The sequence below is a fragment of the Streptomyces sp. NPDC003038 genome (assembly GCF_040611115.1).
Taxonomy (GTDB): domain Bacteria; phylum Actinomycetota; class Actinomycetes; order Streptomycetales; family Streptomycetaceae; genus Streptomyces.
Genome location: NZ_JBEXNN010000001.1, coordinates 78,294 through 92,359, shown reverse-complemented (window position 1 = coordinate 92,359; position 14,066 = coordinate 78,294). Strand labels below are relative to the sequence as shown.

Annotated in this window: 14 protein-coding genes; 7 read left to right on the top strand and 7 right to left on the bottom strand. The window is 73.1% G+C overall.

Annotated features, from left to right (window positions below; translation table 11 throughout):
• Positions 1–39: 39 nt before the first annotated feature.
• Entirely contained in the window at positions 40–1,389 is a 1,350-nt protein-coding gene (locus ABZX75_RS00390) for a multidrug effflux MFS transporter (protein WP_355406213.1), read from the bottom strand.
• 108 nt (positions 1,390–1,497) lie between these two features.
• On the opposite strand from ABZX75_RS00390, the gene ABZX75_RS00385 reads away from it, so the two are divergent.
• Positions 1,498–2,259 carry an SDR family oxidoreductase gene (locus ABZX75_RS00385; RefSeq protein ID WP_355406211.1) on the top strand — a complete coding sequence of 254 codons (762 nt, stop codon included), beginning with the start codon at positions 1,498–1,500 and terminating at the stop codon, positions 2,257–2,259.
• 94 nt (positions 2,260–2,353) lie between these two features.
• Positions 2,354–3,241, top strand: coding sequence for a PhzF family phenazine biosynthesis isomerase (locus tag ABZX75_RS00380; RefSeq protein WP_355406209.1), 888 nt, complete (start codon positions 2,354–2,356; stop codon positions 3,239–3,241).
• Between the two features lie 67 nt (positions 3,242–3,308).
• Here the strand turns inward: ABZX75_RS00380 and ABZX75_RS00375 are convergent, their stop codons facing one another.
• The 3 genes from ABZX75_RS00375 to ABZX75_RS00365 are packed head-to-tail and all read right to left on the bottom strand — an operon-like array spanning position 3,309 to position 6,545.
• The gene (locus ABZX75_RS00375; protein ID WP_355406207.1) at positions 3,309–4,244 is read right to left on the bottom strand and encodes a heme ABC transporter ATP-binding protein; all 936 of its coding nucleotides are present in this window, start codon (positions 4,242–4,244) and stop codon (positions 3,309–3,311) included.
• Positions 4,241–5,518 carry an iron ABC transporter permease gene (locus tag ABZX75_RS00370; RefSeq protein ID WP_355406205.1) on the bottom strand — a complete coding sequence of 426 codons (1,278 nt, stop codon included), beginning with the start codon at positions 5,516–5,518 and terminating at the stop codon, positions 4,241–4,243. Before ABZX75_RS00370 ends, ABZX75_RS00375 begins: the two co-directional genes overlap by 4 nt.
• A gap of 1 nt (position 5,519) precedes the next feature.
• Positions 5,520–6,545 (bottom strand): ABC transporter substrate-binding protein, encoded by a 1,026-nt coding sequence (locus ABZX75_RS00365; RefSeq protein WP_355406203.1) that lies wholly within the window; start codon positions 6,543–6,545, stop codon positions 5,520–5,522.
• A gap of 112 nt (positions 6,546–6,657) precedes the next feature.
• On the opposite strand from ABZX75_RS00365, the gene ABZX75_RS00360 reads away from it, so the two are divergent.
• Genes ABZX75_RS00360 through ABZX75_RS00350 form a run of 3 tightly spaced genes read left to right on the top strand, consistent with a single transcriptional unit; the run spans position 6,658 to position 10,362 of the window.
• Positions 6,658–8,100 carry an HtaA domain-containing protein gene (locus ABZX75_RS00360; protein ID WP_355406988.1) on the top strand — a complete coding sequence of 481 codons (1,443 nt, stop codon included), beginning with the start codon at positions 6,658–6,660 and terminating at the stop codon, positions 8,098–8,100.
• A gap of 50 nt (positions 8,101–8,150) precedes the next feature.
• Positions 8,151–9,671, top strand: a complete 1,521-nt coding sequence (locus ABZX75_RS00355) for an HtaA domain-containing protein (protein ID WP_355406201.1) — start codon at positions 8,151–8,153, stop codon at positions 9,669–9,671.
• Positions 9,672–9,690: 19 nt separating this feature from the next.
• Positions 9,691–10,362 carry a PhzF family phenazine biosynthesis protein gene (locus tag ABZX75_RS00350; protein WP_355406200.1) on the top strand — a complete coding sequence of 224 codons (672 nt, stop codon included), beginning with the start codon at positions 9,691–9,693 and terminating at the stop codon, positions 10,360–10,362.
• Between the two features lie 32 nt (positions 10,363–10,394).
• Here ABZX75_RS00350 and ABZX75_RS00345 read toward each other — a convergent pair whose 3' ends face one another.
• Both ABZX75_RS00345 and map read right to left on the bottom strand, forming a co-directional pair.
• Positions 10,395–11,042, bottom strand: a complete 648-nt coding sequence (locus ABZX75_RS00345) for a biliverdin-producing heme oxygenase (protein ID WP_355406198.1) — start codon at positions 11,040–11,042, stop codon at positions 10,395–10,397.
• A 114-nt stretch (positions 11,043–11,156) separates the two neighbouring features.
• Positions 11,157–12,014: a type I methionyl aminopeptidase gene (gene map, locus ABZX75_RS00340; protein WP_355406196.1), complete on the bottom strand. Its 858-nt coding sequence runs from the start codon at positions 12,012–12,014 to the stop codon at positions 11,157–11,159.
• Positions 12,015–12,086: 72 nt separating this feature from the next.
• Between map and ABZX75_RS00335 the strand changes: the two genes are divergently transcribed.
• Positions 12,087–12,341, top strand: coding sequence for a hypothetical protein (locus ABZX75_RS00335; protein ID WP_355406195.1), 255 nt, complete (start codon positions 12,087–12,089; stop codon positions 12,339–12,341).
• 170 nt (positions 12,342–12,511) lie between these two features.
• On the opposite strand, the gene ABZX75_RS00330 is transcribed toward ABZX75_RS00335, so the two are convergent.
• Entirely contained in the window at positions 12,512–13,117 is a 606-nt protein-coding gene (locus ABZX75_RS00330; RefSeq protein ID WP_355406193.1) for a hypothetical protein, read from the bottom strand.
• A gap of 198 nt (positions 13,118–13,315) precedes the next feature.
• Here ABZX75_RS00330 and npdG point away from each other — a divergent pair, with 198 nt between their 5' ends.
• Entirely contained in the window at positions 13,316–14,047 is a 732-nt protein-coding gene (npdG, locus tag ABZX75_RS00325; RefSeq protein ID WP_355406191.1) for an NADPH-dependent F420 reductase, read from the top strand.
• Positions 14,048–14,066 lie beyond the last annotated feature (19 nt).

The window sequence follows — 14,066 nt, the reverse complement described above, 5'->3', positions numbered from 1 at the left end:
CAGGACCGGCCGGCCGAGCCGGCCGAGCTGGCCGGCCGGCTACGCCACCGCTGGCTTCCGGTTCTGCCACGGCCGGCACATCCCGAGGAAGCAGCCCACCGACAGCAGTGAGCAGGCCAGCTGCACCAGCGCCATCGGTACCGCCGTGTCCTCGCCGGCGATCCCGACCAGCGGTGAGGCGATCGCCCCGACCAGGAAGGAGGAGGTGCCGAGCAGCGCGGAGGCCGATCCGGCCGCGTGCGGGGTGCGCATCAGCGCCTGCGCGTTGGTGTTCGGCAGGACCAGGCCCATCGCCGACATCAGCACGAACAGTCCGGCGGCGATCGGGAACAGCCCGACCCCGCCGAACACCCCGGTCGACATCAGCAGCAGCGCGACCGAGGCGAGCGTGATGACGCCGAGCCCGGTGGCCAGGGCCTTGTCGAGGCTGACGCGGCCGACCAGCAGCTTGCCGTTGATCTGGCCGACGGTGATCAGGCCGACGGCGTTGACCCCGAAGAGCAGGCTGAAGGCCTGGGGCGAAGCCCCGTAGATCTCCTGTACCACGAAGGGTGAGGCGGAGATGTACGAGAAGAGCACGGCGAAGGCGAATCCGCCCGCCAGGGTGTAGCCGGCGAAGACCCGGTCGCCGAGCAGCCCGCGCATGGTGCGCAGCGCGGAGCCGACGCCGCCGGTGTGCCGTCGCCCGGGCGGCAGGGTCTCGTCGAGGCGGCGCCAGACGAAGAACGTAAGCACGATGCCGACGCCGGTGAGGACGACGAAGACCCCGCGCCAGTCGGCGAAGCGCAGCACCTGGCCGCCGACGAGCGGGGCGATGATCGGGGCGGCCCCGGATATGAGCATCAGGGTGGAGAAGAAGCGGGCCATCTCCACGCCGTCGTACAGGTCGCGCACGACGGCCCGGGCGATGACGATCGCGCCCGCGCCCGCCAGGCCCTGGAGCAGCCGGAAGGAGATCAGCAGCTCGGTGGTCGGGGCGACGGCGCAGATCGCGGTGGCGAGGACGTAGACGACCATGCCGATCAGCAGGGGCCTGCGGCGGCCCCACTTGTCACTCATCGGGCCGATGACCAGCTGGCCCAGCGCCATGCCGGCGAGGCAGGCGGTGAGGGTGAGCTGGACGGTCGCGGCCGGGCTGTGCAGGGCGGTGGTGACCGCCGGCAGGGCCGGCAGGTACATGTCCATGGACAGCGGGGGAAGGGCGGTGAGCCCGCCGAGTATGAAGGTGACGAGCAGGCCGGTGCGGCGTGCGGCCGTCAGGGGTGCCGAGGCCGCGGGGGTGGAAGGCGATTCGGGTGACGACGCGAGTGATGATCCGGGCGACGACGCGGGTGACGGGTCGGGCGACGGCTCGTGCGAGGGGGCCGTCGCGGGGCCTCTCTCCGACATGCGCAACTCCAGTCTTCTCATCTTCCTCGTGCACCCTGACCGGCCCATGCTCTCAGCTGTCGGAACATCCGGCGGCCGGACGGCCGGTGTGACGTACCCTGCGGCCCCATGAACGCAAGTGGGAAGAAGATCGCCGTGGTGACCGGGGCCGGATCCGGGATCGGCCGCTCCGTGGCCCTGACGCTGGCGGCTGCCGGCTGGGCCGTGGCGGCGGCCGGCCGCCGGACCGAGCCGCTGGAGGAGACCGCCAGGGCGGCCGGGGACGACGCGGACGTCCTGTGCGTACGGACCGACGTGAGCGACCCGGACGACGTCAGCGCGCTGTTCGAGGCGGTACGGGAGCGGTACGGGCGCCTCGACCTGCTCTTCAACAACGCGGGCACCTTCGGGCCGAGCGGGGTCCCGCTGGAGGACATCACCTACGAGGCATGGCGCTCGGTCGTGGACGTCAACCTGACCGGCGCCTTCCTCTGCGCGCAGGCCGCCTTCCGGCAGATGAAGCGGCAGGACCCGCAGGGCGGCCGGATCATCAACAACGGCTCCATTTCGGCGCACGTGCCGCGACCGAACTCGGTGGCCTACACGGCGACCAAGCACGCGATGACCGGCCTGACGAAGTCGCTGTCGCTGGACGGGCGGCCGTACCGGATCGCCTGCGGGCAGATCGACATCGGCAACGCGGCGACCGAGATGACCGAGCGGATGCAGACGGGCATCCTCCAGGCCGACGGCCGTCTGGCGGTGGAGCCCGTGATGGACGCGGCCGATGTGGCGCGGACCGTGCTGCACATGGCCGAGCTGCCGCTGGAGGCGAATGTGCAGTTCGCGACCGTCATGGCGACGGCGATGCCGTACATCGGGCGCGGCTGAGCATGTCGGTCGTCCTCATCCTCATCCTCGGTGCGCCTGATGGCCATGGCCATGGCCATTGCCAGGGTGCGGCGACGCGGACGATCATGACGGCATGACCGATACCGATACCGATACCGATGCCGGTACCGAAGTACTGCGCTACACCGCCTTCTCCCGCGACCCGGCCGGCGGCAACCCCGCCGGGGTCGTGCTCGACGCGGCCGGGCTGGACGAGGACCGGATGCTCGCCGTCGCCGCCCGGCTGGGCTACAGCGAGACGGCCTTCCTGACCGCTCCGCCCGAGGGGCTGGGCGGGGAGCCCGGACGGGCCTTCACCATGCGGTACTTCAGCCCGAAGGCGGAGGTCCCGTTCTGCGGGCACGCCACCGTGGCCACCGCCGTGGCGCTCGGGGAGCGGATCGGCCCGGGGGAGCTCGTCTTCGTGACCCGCGCGGGGACCGTTCCGGTGTCGGTCAGCTCCGAGCAGGGATGCCTGCGGGCCGTGCTGACCAGCGTCGAGCCCACCGTGTCCGAGATCGCGGACGCCGACCTCGCGGAGGCGCTGGCCGCGCTGGACTGGCCGCGGGGTGACCTGGACCCGGCGTTCCCGCCGCGGATCGCCTACGCCGGAGCCAGGCACCTGGTGCTCGGAGCGGGCAGCCGGGCCCGGCTCGCGGACCTCGCGTACGACTTCGCCCGGCTGGAGGCCCTGATGCGGCGCCTGGACCTCACCACGGTCCAGCTGGTGCACCGGGCGGGGCAGGCGGAGTTCCACGTACGGGATCCCTTCCCGGTCGGCGGCGTCGTCGAGGACCCCGCCACGGGAGCCGCCGCGGCCGCCTTCGGCGCCTACGCCCGGGAGCTCGGCCTGGTCCCGGCGGACGCCGTGCTCACCCTCCACCAGGGCGAGGACATGGGCCGCCCGGGGGTTCTGACCGTGGAACTGCGGGCCGGGGACCCGCGGGTGCGGGTGGGCGGAGAGGGCGTACGGATCCCCTGACGAGGGGCGCCCCGGGAACCCCGGCGGCACCGACGCCGCGGGCCTCGACAAGGCGTGATGGCGGGCTTCACGGGCGCCCGTGTCCCGCTGGACCCGGGGAGCACTGACCGGCTGTGGCGTCGGCGTTCGGCGAAGCCCGGGACGGGAAAGCCGCGGAGGGCGAAGCTCCGCGTACGGGGACCACCAGCGGGGCACCGGTGCGCGGATGTGCGAGCACCTCCACCGGCTGCCGGTAGACGCGGCTGAGCATCTCCTCCTCGAACACCTCGGCCGGCGGGCCGGCCGCGGCGATCCGCCCCTCGTGCAGGACGGCGGCGCGGTCCGCGTAGGCGGCGGCCAGGCCCAGGTCGTGCAGGACGACCACCACCGCGTCCCCGGCGGCCGCCCGCTCCCGGCAGATGCGCAGCACGAGCTCCTGGTGGCGCAGGTCCAGGGCGGCGGTGGGCTCGTCGAGCAGCAACAGCGGTGCCCGCTGCGCCAGTACGCGGGCCAGCGCGACCCGGGCCCGCTCGCCGCCGGAGAGGGCGGAGAAGGGCCGTGCGGCGAACTCCGTGACCTCGGTGGCGGCCATGGCGGCGGCCACCGCCTCCTCGTCGGCGTCGGCGAGGGCGGTGCCGGCCCAGGGGGCGCGGCCCATCCGTACGACCTCCTCCACCGGGAACGGAAAAGACAGCGTGGCCGCCTGGGGGAGGACGGAGCGGCGCAGCGCGAGGTCGGGGGCGCTCCACTCGCCCACCGCGCGCCCGTCGATCCGGATCTCCCCGGAGGCGGCGGGCAGGTCGGCGGCGAGCGCGGCCAGCAGTGTGGACTTGCCGGCGCCGTTCGGGCCGACCAGCGCCAGCACTTCCCCGGCCCGGGCCGTCAGGTCGATGCCGCGCAGCACCTCCCGCTGCCCGAGGCGGACATGCAGGTCCGCGGTCTCGGCGAGGGCCGTGCCGGGGGCGGGACGGCCGGGGACGGCCCGCTTGCTCCGGGAGAGCAGCCCGGTCAGCCTGCCGGTCATGCCCAGCCTCCTTGCTTACGGCGGGTGCGGCGCAGCAGCCAGAAGAAGAAGGGACTGCCGAGCAGGGCGGTCAGCACACCGAGCGGCAGCTCGGCGGGCAGGGCGAGGGTCCGGGCGGCCAGGTCGCCCGCGACGAGGACGACGGCCCCGGCGAGGGCGCTGCCGGGGATGAGGAAGCGGTGGCCGGGGCCGGTGGCCATGCGCAGCAGGTGCGGGACCAGCAGGCCGATGAAGGTGATGATCCCGGCCACGGCGACGGCGGCCGCGGTCAGCAGCGCGACGACCAGGATGAGGGCGAGGCGCAGCCGTTCGACGTCGATGCCGAGGTGGCGGGCGGGCCGCTCGCCGAGCGCAAGCAGGTCGAGCCGGCGGGCGTAGAAGGGGGCGACGAGCAGACCGGCGACGGCGCACGGCAGGACGGCGAGCACCTTGGGCCAGGTGGCCTGGGCGAGCGAGCCGAGCTGCCAGAAGGTGATCTGGTTGACCTGGCCGCTGTCCGCGAAAAAGATGAACAGGCCGATGAGGGCGCCCGCGAAGGCGTTGACGGCGATGCCGGTGAGGATGAGGGTGACCACCTCCGTACGGCCGCCGTTGCGCGACAGCAGGTAGACGGCGGTGACGGTGATCAGGCCGGCGACGAACGCGCAGGCGGTGATGGTCCAGTTGCCGAGGAAGCTCAGGCCGAGGCCGATGGCGGCGACCGCGCCGACGGCAGCGCCGGCCGAGATGCCGATGACGCCGGGCTCGGCGAGCGGATTGCCGAAGACGCCCTGCATGAGCGCGCCCGCGCAGCCGAGGCTGGAGCCGACGAGCAGCGCGAGGACCACGCGGGGCAGGCGTACGTTCCACAGCACGCTCTCTCCGACCCGGTCGAGCGGCGCCCCGCCGAGCCCCGTGCGGTGCTGGACGGAGGCGAGTACGTCACCGGTGGGGATGGGGTAGGCGCCGACTCCCGCGGAGAGCAGTGCGAGGAGGAGGAGGGCCGCGACGAGCGCGGCGGTGAGCAGGAGCGCCGTACGCCGCGGGGTTCGCCGCGCCGTGCCGGGTCCGGGAGGCGCGGTGTCATCCGGAGCGGGTGCCGGGGCGGGTGCGGGTGGGGCTGCGGGTGCGGGTGCGGTGGCGGGTGCGGTGGCGGCCTCGCCGGTCTCGCCGGCCCCGGCGGAGCCGGTGGGCGTGGCCGCGCGCGGTGGCGCCGGCTTCCCGTGCGGGGCTTCGGGGTCGCTGCCGAGCGCGCCGGAGGCGGGGCCGCGCGGGGGATCGTAGGGGAGGGTCACCTCAGGCACCCTTGCCGTAGAGCTGGGCGATCAGCGAAGACAGCACCTGGTCGGTGCGCGGCCCGTAGTTGAGCAGCACGCCGTCGTCGACGGTGACCACCCGGCGGTCCATGCCGGCCGGGGTCTGGGCGACGCCCGGGATCTTGACCAGGCCGTCGATGCCGCCGACCGATTCGAGGCCCTTGGACATGACCAGGATCGCGTCGGGGGCCGCCGCCGCCAGGGCCTCGCTGGTGATGGGGGTGAAGTCCTTGCCGAGACCGGACTCCTTGCCGGTGTCGACCGCGCCCGCCGCCTCCAGCAGCGAGGCGGCGCCGGAGTCGGAGCCTCCGAGCAGGTAGACGGAGGCGGTGCCGCGCAGGTAGAGGAAGGCCACCCGGGGCTTCTTCGCCGAGGCCCCGGCCGGGATGTCCTTGCGCACGGCGGCGATCCGGTCGGCGGTGCGCTGGTTCAGTTGCGCTCCGGCGTCCTTCACCCCGAGCGCGGCGGCCACCGCACCGATCCGCCGCGGGACGTCCTCCAGCGCCTTGGCGGGGGCGACGACCAGCACCGGGACGCCGGCGTCACGGATCTGCCGGATCGCTTCCGCGGGACCGCTGGTGGTCTCCGCCAGTACCAGCGTCGGGCGCAGGGACAGCACGCTCTCGGCGGAGACCTCGTGACCACGGGTCACCACCGGGAGGCGGGCGGCCTGTTCGAAGGTGGCGGTGATGTCCCGGGCGACGACCTGCTGCCCGAGGCCCAGCGTGTGGACGATCTCGTTGAGGCTTCCGGTCAGCGGGACGACCCGGTCCGCAGAGGTGACCGTGACCGGCGCGCCGTCGGCCGAGGGCACGCTGACGGGCAGTACGGGCGCGGGCGGGGGAGCGAGCGGCTCCACCCGGTCCGGGGCCGCGGCGGCGTGGGCGGGCGGGCCCGCGGGCGTGGCCGTACTCCCGCAGCCCGTCACGGTCCATGCCAGCGTGACCAGTGCGGCCAGGGCAAGTCCGAGGCGGGGACGGCGGGATGACGCGGCGGGCGTAGGCACGAAGGCACCGTCCTGATCGTCCGACTGGAGGTTCCGGTGACCGAGGGGTTCCACACCCGGCCGGGAGTAGCTTAGGTTAGCCTAACCTCGCTTGCCAGCCCTTGGAGGGACCATCATGTCCGCGAGACCCGCCCGTGCGTTCGCACTCGCCCTGCTGGCCGTCCTGCTGGGAGCGCTGCTCCCGGCGACCGCCGCCCAGGCCGCGAGCCGTACCGTGCAGGGGGGCCGACTCGACTGGGGCATCAAATCGTCCTTCCAGAGTTATGTCACGGGCCCCCTCGCGAAAGGCGGTTTCCAGCTGAAGAGCGGAGCCGCCACCGTCGGCGGCAGCCTGTTCCGCTTCCACTCGGCGACCGGCTCGTACGACCCCGACTCGGGCGAGTTCAACGCCTCCTTCACCGGCGGCGTGACCTTCCGCGGCCACCAGAAGCCCGACGGCGCCCACGAGCTCGACATGACCGTCAGCCGCCCCACCGTCACGATCTCCGGCGGCCGCGGCACCCTGTACGTGGACGTCTCCACCAAGGCCAAGGACACCGGCGCGGTCAGCACCCAGTCCCAGGTGCCCTTCGCCACCCTCGGCCTCGGCGGCATCACCATGAAGGGCGGCTCCAGCCCCGTCGTCCTCGGCAACGTCCCCGCCACCCTCACCGAGCAGGGGGCCAAGGCCTTCGCGGGCTACTACGCCGCCGGCGCGCAACTCGACCCGGTCACGCTCTCCGTCGATGTACTGGACCCGGCCGCCGGCCCCTCGCAGCCGGCGCCGTCCGCCCCGCCCTCGCAGCCGCCGGGTGAGCAGCCGGGCCAGGGCGCCCAAACCCCGCAGGCCCAGGGCGCCTTCACCGACGCCGCCGTCGACTGGGGCGTACGGCGCACCTTCCGCGAGTACGTCACCGGCGCCGTCGGCCAGGGCAAATGGACCCTCGCCGAGGGTGCGCAGGACGGCGGCGCGCTGTTCCGCTTCCCGCAGGGCAAGGGCGCGTACGACGGCCGGAAGGGCACCCTCGACGCCGCCTTCGCCGGCACCGTCCATTTCACCGGCGCCCACCTGGACCTGAAGCTGGGCAGGGTGAGCGTCACGGTGGGCAACGGCAAGGGCGTCCTGTCCGCCGACGTCACCACGGGCGGCGAGACGAAGAACGCGGTCGCGCTCGTCGAGTTCGACGCCAAGGGGCTGAAGACCGAGGGCAACCTCGCCACCCTGACCGAAGCCCCGGCCACCCTCACCGAGGGCGGCTCCCAGGCTTTCCGTGCCATGGCCCTCCCCCCTCTGTATGCGGCGGGCACCGAGATGGATCCGGTCTCGCTCGCGATCGCCCTCGACCCCACCGCGCAGCTGCCGGCCCTGCCCGACCTGGGCTCCACGGCCCCGCCCGCGCCCGCCCCCACCGCGCCGCTCCCGGCCGACGATCTGACACCGGAGAAGTCCTCGAACACCGGGCTGTACGCCTCCCTGGGCGCGGCCGTACTGGCGCTCGCCGGCGGCGCGGCCTTCCTCGTACTCCGCAAGCGCCGTACGGCGGCGGCCGAGGCGCCGCCCACCGACGCGCCGTAGCGCGCCGCCCTCCTTCCCCTCACCTTCCGTTTCCTCAGGAGACCTCAGCCATGTCCTCCCACCCCCGCTCGATGGCCGTCGCGGCCGCCGTCATCACCGCCGCCGCCCTGGGCACCACCGCCTTCGTCCTGCCCGCGACCGCCGCCGGCGGCGCCACGGCCCTCGCCCCGCAGGCGGACGGGGCCCCGACCGCCCCGCTGAAGATCACCGGCGGCTCCCTCGACTGGGGTGTGCTGAAGGACTACCGGGACTACGTCACCGGCATGGCGCACGGCACGATCACGGTCGGCGACGGGGCCACGCAGAATGCCGACGGCAGCTTCCGCTTCGCCGCGCCCACCGGCCAGTACGACCCGGCGGCCGGACACGTGGTGCGGGCGGCCTTCCAGGGCAGCGTGACCTTCTCCTCGCCCGCCCCGCCGGCCGGCCACGGCTTCGAGGTCAGGCTCTGGGACATCCGGATCGACACCGGCACCAAGAAGCTCACCGCGGACGTGACGAAGGGCGGGACGACCACGCAGGACGTCCCGCTCGCGGACGTGGCCTTCGGCGGCCGGGAGATGAAGAACCTGGCGACGACCCTCACCAAGGAGGCCGGCGAGCAGCTCGGCTCGGCCCGGTACGCGGGACTCAAGGGCGACGACCTGAACGCGGCGCTGGAGTTCGAGAAGCCCACGACGCCGCCCGGCACGCCCACGCCCACACCCACGAAGACGCCGTCCGGCACACCGACACCGACGGCCACGAAGTCCGCGACGGCCACGCCGTCGAAGAGCGCCACCCCGCCCGCGCAGACCACCGCCCCGGCGGACGGCCCGCAGCAGATCCTCAGGGGCAAGCTGACCTGGGGCGTGAAGGAGTCGCTGCGCACCTACCTCATCGGTGACCCGAAGAAGCCCTCCGGATCCATCACCCCGGCAGGCGGGGCGGCCGCCGACGGCACCACCTTCTCCTTCGCCTTCGGCAAGGGCGAACTCGACGCCGCCAAGCGGAAACTGACCGCTTCCTTCCAGGGCGACCTGCGCTTCCAGCGCGCCGACCACGGCATCGACATGACCTTCGGCAACGTCCGTATCAACGCGGAAGGCGACACCGGCACGCTGGTCCTGGACGTCAAGACCCCCGCGGGCACCAAGGCGGACATCCCCTTCGCGACCCTGAGCCTGGCGAAGGCCGACTACAGGACGCAGAAGGGGCTGCTGGCGCTGAACGGGGTCCGGGCGGCCCTCACCGCCGAAGGCGCGGCCGCCTTCGCCAACGGCACCACCGGCTCCTTCTACAAGGCGGGCGACCGGGTCGACGACGTCAACCTCTCCCTGGCCGTGGACAAGGACGCCACCCTGCCGGTGACGGGAGGTGCGAGCGGAGGTACCGGCGGCGGCGACAGCACGGCCGCAGGCACCACGGGCGGCACGATGGGCGCCGGTTCCGTGGGCGGCAACCTGGCCTCCACCGGCGCCGACGTCCCGGCCGCGGCCCTGCTCGGCGCCTCCGGCGCGGTCATAGCGGCCGGCGCGGGCGCGGTGTACTTCGCCCGCAGGCGCTGCACGCCCCGCACGCCCCAGAACTGAGCCGTGCTTGAATGCCCGCGTGAACGATCTCGACGAGCTCCTCGTTTTCTGCGCGGGTGACGGCCGGTACGGCAACCTGCTCGGTGTCGTCCGCGACGGCCGGACCTGCCCCGACGACGCGTCCCGGCAGGCGCTGGCCGCCGAACTGGGCTATAGCGAAACGGTGTTCGTCGACGACCCCGAGCGCGGGGTCGTAGACATCCGCACCCCCGGCACGCGGATGTCCTTCGCCGGGCATCCGCTCGTCGGCGTCGCGTGGCTGCTGGACATCGAAGAGCTCCGGCCGCCGGCCGGACCCGTATGGGCCCGCCACGACGGGGAGTTCACCTGGATCACCGCCCGCCCGGAGTGGGTCGAGGGCAAGCGCACCGAGCAGTACGCGAGCGCCGCCGAGGTCGAGGCGCTCCCGGCCCCGCTGCCGGGCGAGGGGTGGCTGTACGCCTGGGCCTGGGAGGACGAGGCCGCGGGCCGGGTACGGGCCCGCGGCTTTCCGCGCCGGCCCGACGGGGTGATCGCCGAGGACGAGGCCACCGGCTCGGCGGCGATCCTGCTGACGGCCCAGCTGAACCGCGCCCTGAACATCACCCAGGGCGCCGGCTCCCAGATCCTCACCGCCCCCGGACCCGACGGCACGGTCGACATCGGGGGGCGCGTCCGCTTCGCTCCGAGGCCCGTACCGGGGAACCCCTAAGGCGCTACGCGCTCAGCGGGAACTGCTCAGCGCTACGCGCTCAGCGGGAACTCCTCACCCAGCTCGCGGAAGACCGCGCCGTTGAAGTCGAAGGCGCGCTTGCACTCGTCGATGATGCGCTGCTTCTCCAGGTCGTCCGCGGCGATCGCGTCCAGCAGCTCGCGGTAGGTCCGCTTGAAGGCCGCCGGGTTGGAGATGTCGGCGAAGACGTAGAAGCGGACGCCGTCGCCCTTGCGCTCGAAGCCCCAGGTGCGCTCGGCCTTGTCCCGGATGATCTGGCCACCGGAGAGGTCGCCCAGGTAGCGGGTGTAGTGGTGGGCGACGTATCCGCCGGGCCACTCGGCGGCGCACTCGGCCACGCGGGCGGCGTACGCCTCCGTCGCGGGCAGCGCCACCACCGTCTCGCGCCAGTCCGGGCCCAGCAGGTGCGCCAGGTCGCGCTCGATCTCGGCGACGCGCATCAGCTCCGGCTGGATGAAGGGGCCGGCCACCGGGTCGTCCTGAAGGGACTCGGCGGCGTCCTCCAGTGCCCGGTACACGAACCACAGCTGCTCGGTGTAGCGCGCGTACGCGTCGACACCGAGCCGGCCACCGAGCAGATCGCTCATGAAGGTCGACGTCTCGGCCTCGGTGTGCTGCTCGTGCGACGCGACGCGGATCACCGTGGAGAAGGCATCCAAGACGGACCTCCAAGAAGAGGAATCAGGCGTGGCGACGTCGCCGCCACACCTGATGCTCCTACTTAGGCATACCTAAGTCAATGTGTTCCCGACGTCTTGTCGGTAAAAAATGGGTCAGGGCAGGGTCAGGATCTCCGCCCCGGTGTCCGTGACCACCAGAGTGTGCTCGAACTGCGCGGTGCGCCTGCGGTCCTTCGTGACGACCGTCCAGCCGTCCTCCCACATGTCGTACTCGTGGGTGCCCAGCGTCAGCATCGGCTCGATGGTGAAGGTCATTCCGGGCTCGATGACCGTGGTGGCGTGCGGGCTGTCGTAGTGCGGGATGATCAGGCCGGAGTGGAAGGACGAGTTGATTCCGTGGCCGGTGAAATCCCGGACCACGCCGTAGCCGAAGCGCTTCGCGTACGACTCGATGACCCGGCCGATGACGTTGATCTGGCGGCCCGGCTTGACGGCCTTGATGGCACGGTTCAGCGCCTCGCGGGTGCGCTCCACCAGCAGCCTCGACTCCTCGTCCACCTCCCCGCACAGGTAGGTGGCGTTGTTGTCGCCGTGGACCCCGCCGATGTACGCGGTCACGTCGAGGTTCACGATGTCGCCGTCGCGCAGGACGGTGGAATCGGGGATGCCGTGGCAGATGACTTCGTTGACCGAGGAGCACAGGGACTTCGGATAGCCCCGGTAGCCCAGCGTCGACGGATAAGCGCCGTGATCGCACATGTACGCGTGGGCGACCCGGTCCAGCTCATCGGTGGTCACCCCCGGCGCGATCAGCTTGGCGGCCTCTTCCATCGCCCGGGCGGCGATGCGGCCGGCGATGCGCATGGCTTCGATGGTCTCGGCCGACTGCACCTCCGGCCCGGTGTACGGCGTGGGCGCGGGCTTGCCCACGTACTCGGGACGGCGGATGTTTCCGGGAACGGAACGGGCGGGAGAAAGCTCGCCTGGTACGAGCAGCGACTGGCCAGACATGCAAGCGAGTGTATCCAGCGGCGATGGGGCAGCATGGCGGCAGAGAGCCGCATCGAGAGGAGCCCGACGACGATGGCCCTGTTCAAGAAGCGCCAGGTGGGCAAACCGGGCGAGTGGTACTACTGCCTGGTCCACAAGAAGGTCGAAGAGGGCCCCGAGTGCCCGGCCAAGGACCGGTTCGGTCCGTACGAGAGCCGCGAGGAGGCCAACCGCGCCATGGAGACGGCGCAGGAGCGCAACCTCGAATGGCAGAACGACCCCAAGTGGAACGACAAGTCCCGCGAGGAGGACGAGGGTACGACGGGCACCACCGGCACCACCGCCTAGGCTCCGGTCCGCGCGGCCGCCCCGGGCTCCACCGGCCGCGCGGACCCGGTCGGCGCCGGGGGCTCCGGTGATGGCACTCCGGTGATGGCACGGGGACTACGGGCACCATGGGTGCCGCGCGTCCCACCGGCCGCATCGGCTCCGCCCTCTTCACCAGCGGCCGGGCGGCTTCACCAGCGGCTGGGCGGCGGGGCGGTCAGCTGATCGGCCAGCCGCGCCAACCGGTCCCGGAACCGGCGCGGACCGCGCCGGACCGGCAGGCTGTTCTCCCCGGCCGCCGCGCTGACCAGGTGCTGCACGGTGTCCAGATCCAGTTCCGCGGTCGTCGGCGCCACCGACAGAGCGTCATGCGCGAGCGTGCCCAGCTCCGGGTCCCCGCCGTCCAGGGACAGTACGGTCGCCCCCGCCCGCCGGGCGTCGTGCACCCGCTCCAGGAGCCCCTCGCCGGGCTGCTCCGGCGCCACCACCAGCAGCGTGTGCCCGCGCCGGGCCGCCTCCAGCCGGCTCAGCCCCACCGACAGGTGCGGCGGCTCCCCGGGCAGCACGCGGTGGCGTACCAGCGTCGGCGCCAGCTCCGGCAGACCCGACCAGGCGGCCTCGTCCACCAGGTGCGCCGCGAGATGCCACGGCTCGTACTGCTCGGTCCCGACCAGCAGCAGATTCCCGCCGGCCGGTACGACGGAACGCCGCAACGAGCCGGCGAAGCGGCGCGCGGCGCCCGGCCACTGCGTACCGGCGAGCACCTCGCGCAGCAGCGCGACCCTCACGGCATCCATATCGGCATCCTGCACCATGCAAGGGACATACGGGAGCGGTTCCCCTCGCCCGCCGCCCTCCCGGCCCCTCCCCTCGCGCCCTCCTCGTGCCCTTCCCGTGCCGTCCTCACGCCCTCCTCGCACGTCACCGCGCGGTACTGCGCACCCCTGTCACCCCGGCGGATCCCTTCCGCGGACCCCGGCATTACCCTCGGCCCCATGACCTCCACAGACAGCACGCAGACGCCGCCGCCCGCCACGGCACCCGCCAAGGCGCCGGCGAAGGACCCGTGGGACCTTCCGGACGTCTCCGGTCTCGTCGTCGGCGTCCTCGGCGGCACCGGCGACCAGGGACGGGGCCTGGCCTACCGGCTGGCCCGGGCCGGCCAGAAGGTGATCATCGGCTCCCGCGCCGCCGACCGCGCCCGGGCCGCCGCCGGTGAGCTGGGCCTCGGCGTGGAGGGCGCGGACAACGCCGAATGCGCGCGCCGCAGCGACATCGTCATCATCGCGGTGCCGTGGGAGGGCCACGCCAAAACCCTCGAATCGCTGCGCGAGGACCTCGTCGGCAAGCTCGTGGTGGACTGCGTCAACCCTCTGGGCTTCGACAAGCAGGGCGCGTACGCACTCCACGTCGAGGAGGGCAGCGCGGCCCAGCAGGCCGCCGCACTGCTCCCGGACTCCCGCGTCACGGCGGCTTTCCACCACCTCTCGGCGGTCCTGCTCCAGGACGAGTCGATCGACGAGATCGACACCGACGTCATGGTCCTCGGCGAGGTCCGCGCGGACACGGACGTCGTCCAGGCCCTCGCCGCGCGGATCCCGGGCATGCGCGGCGTCTTCGCGGGCCGGCTCCGCAACGCCCACCAGGTCGAGTCCCTGGTCGCCAACCTGATCTCCACCAACCGCCGCTACAAGGCCCACGCGGGCCTGCGCGTGACGGACGTCTGAGCCGCCAGGCCCGCGCCGC

Coding starts and splice junctions, on each gene's coding strand:
- map (WP_355406196.1), bottom strand. CDS start 12,014: ATGTCTGGCCAGTCGCTGCTCGTACCAGGCGAGCTTTCTCCCGCCCGT.
- ABZX75_RS00385 (WP_355406211.1), top strand. CDS start 1,498: ATGAACGCAAGTGGGAAGAAGATCGCCGTGGTGACCGGGGCCGGATCC.
- ABZX75_RS00375 (WP_355406207.1), bottom strand. CDS start 4,244: ATGACCGGCAGGCTGACCGGGCTGCTCTCCCGGAGCAAGCGGGCCGTC.
- ABZX75_RS00330 (WP_355406193.1), bottom strand. CDS start 13,117: ATGGATGCCGTGAGGGTCGCGCTGCTGCGCGAGGTGCTCGCCGGTACG.
- ABZX75_RS00335 (WP_355406195.1), top strand. CDS start 12,087: ATGGCCCTGTTCAAGAAGCGCCAGGTGGGCAAACCGGGCGAGTGGTAC.
- ABZX75_RS00380 (WP_355406209.1), top strand. CDS start 2,354: ATGACCGATACCGATACCGATACCGATGCCGGTACCGAAGTACTGCGC.
- ABZX75_RS00355 (WP_355406201.1), top strand. CDS start 8,151: ATGTCCTCCCACCCCCGCTCGATGGCCGTCGCGGCCGCCGTCATCACC.
- npdG (WP_355406191.1), top strand. CDS start 13,316: ATGACCTCCACAGACAGCACGCAGACGCCGCCGCCCGCCACGGCACCC.
- ABZX75_RS00390 (WP_355406213.1), bottom strand. CDS start 1,389: ATGTCGGAGAGAGGCCCCGCGACGGCCCCCTCGCACGAGCCGTCGCCC.